This is a genomic window from Thermomonas sp., assembly GCF_041905325.1.
GTDB lineage: Bacteria > Pseudomonadota > Gammaproteobacteria > Xanthomonadales > Xanthomonadaceae > Thermomonas.
In genome coordinates this window covers 1-1,682 of record NZ_JAYRLK010000040.1, presented here as the reverse complement: position 1 = coordinate 1,682, position 1,682 = coordinate 1, and the positions used below count along the sequence as shown (strand labels likewise).

General features: G+C 68.9%; 2 protein-coding genes and 1 pseudogene. All 3 read right to left on the bottom strand.

Annotation, left to right across the window (positions count from 1 at the left end; genetic code table 11):
• The coding region (locus ACE3OK_RS12530; protein ID WP_374249888.1) for a ferredoxin reductase at nucleotides 1–678 on the bottom strand (678 nt) is incomplete at its 3' end.
• 21 nt (nucleotides 679–699) lie between these two features.
• A complete protein-coding gene (locus tag ACE3OK_RS12525; protein ID WP_374249887.1) occupies nucleotides 700–1,488 on the bottom strand; it encodes a GntR family transcriptional regulator in 789 nt (262 codons plus the stop codon).
• Between the two features lie 12 nt (nucleotides 1,489–1,500).
• A pseudogene (locus ACE3OK_RS12520) lies at nucleotides 1,501–1,682 on the bottom strand (hypothetical protein); the annotation flags it as partial.

The following is a 1,682-nucleotide window of genomic DNA, read 5'->3' as shown; positions in this document are numbered from 1 at the left end:
TGGCGCATGGCGCCCGCTGCTGCCAAAGGTCTCGTAGCGCAGGTCGGCCAGCGGGCGGCCGGCGGCGGCCCAGGCCCGGCGCGCGGCGTCCAGCATGGGGGCCGGGCCACAGACATAGAGCTGGGCGCCGGCAGGCAGCGCGGCAATTTCAGCGGCAAAGTCGACCGGTTGGCCCGCCAGCGTGACCAGCGCGTCGCCCAGTGCCTGGCGCAGCTCCGGCGCATAGGCCAGCTCGTCAACCGATCGCACACCGTACAGCATGCGGGGTCGCGCGCCCCGCGCGGCCAGTGCCTGGGCCATGCCCACCAGCGGCGTGACGCCAATGCCACCCGCCACGAACAGGCAGGCCGGGGCGTCCCAATCCAGCGGGAAATGGTTCTGGGGCTCGCTGATGCGCAGCCGGTCGCCCTGGGCCAGCTGCCACATGGCCAGCGAGCCGCCCTTGCCGTCATCCAGCCGCTTCACCGCAATGCGGTAGCACTCGCCATCGGGCAGTCCCACCAGTGAATACGAGCGCACCTGTGGCCGGCCGTTGACCATCACCTCCAGCTGCAGGTGGCTGCCCGGCGCGTGGGGCACGGCACCGCCAGTAGGACGGATGGTGAATTCGCGCACCGTGGGCGTGAGGTCGCGCAGGGCTTGCACGTGGGCGTCGGCCCAGGTCTGGCTGCTTTTCATGGTGGGTCTTCAGGTCAGGGGTCAGCTGCGTTTGCGGATCAGGCGCACGCCGGGCATCTGGTCAAGGTCATGGCTTTTCACGGCGTCACGCAGGTTGCGCTGGGCAATGCGCGAGTGTTCGCGCATCAGCGCTTCGGCGCGGGCGCCCTCGCGCCGCTCGATGGCGTCCAGCACCTGCCAGTGCTGGTCCTGCGCGACGATGAGCATGTCGCGCGCCTGCGGCGAATTGGCCTGCACCACCACAAAGCCCGATGGCGAGGCAAATGGCAGGCTGGCCACGCGCTCCAGTTCGCGCGCCATGAAGGCGCTGCCGGCCAGCTCGCCCAGCAGGCTGTGGAAACGCTCGTTCAGCTTCACATAGGCAGAGAAATCCTCGTCGCTCAGCGCCGGCTGGCGCAGCACCTGGTCAATGCGCTGCAGGCATTCGCGCGCTTCGCCCATCACCACCGGCGCCACGCCGCGCTCGGCGGCCAGCCGGGCCGCCAGGCCTTCGATGGTGCCGCGCAGCTCGATCGCCTCGGACACGTCGCGCTCGGAAAACGTGCGTACCGCGTAGCCGCCGTTGGGCAGGCTTTCGATCAGTCCTTCCTGCTCGAGCCGCATCAGCGCAGCGCGGATGGGCGTGCGCGAGACGCCCAGTTTTTCCACGATGCTCAGCTCGGCAATCCGCGCGCCGCCCGGCAGCTCGCCGGCCAGGATCATTTCACGCAGCCGCAACTGGGCCCGGACCTGGGCGCTTTCAGTGCCAATTTCGGCTGCAGCCCTCGTATCTTCTGCGTGAGGCGCTATCAAATTTGTAGCATTTGCCATGGGTGTACCGCCCTAGCCGAAGCGGCGGATGGGGATCACCGATGCACCGCCGCCGCGCGGGCGCTCGCGCGCCACCATGTTGTCGATCAGACGGCGCGCCCACATCGAACCGGCGTCGATGTTGAGGTTGTAGAACTGGTGGTCGGGGTGCTCGTGGATGGCCTGCTGCTGCGCCTCCAGCACCAGCTCGTCTT

Excerpts from the sequence above, each read along its gene's own strand:
- ACE3OK_RS12525 (WP_374249887.1), bottom strand. The coding sequence starts at position 1,488 with ATGGCAAATGCTACAAATTTGATAGCGCCTCACGCAGAAGATACGAGG.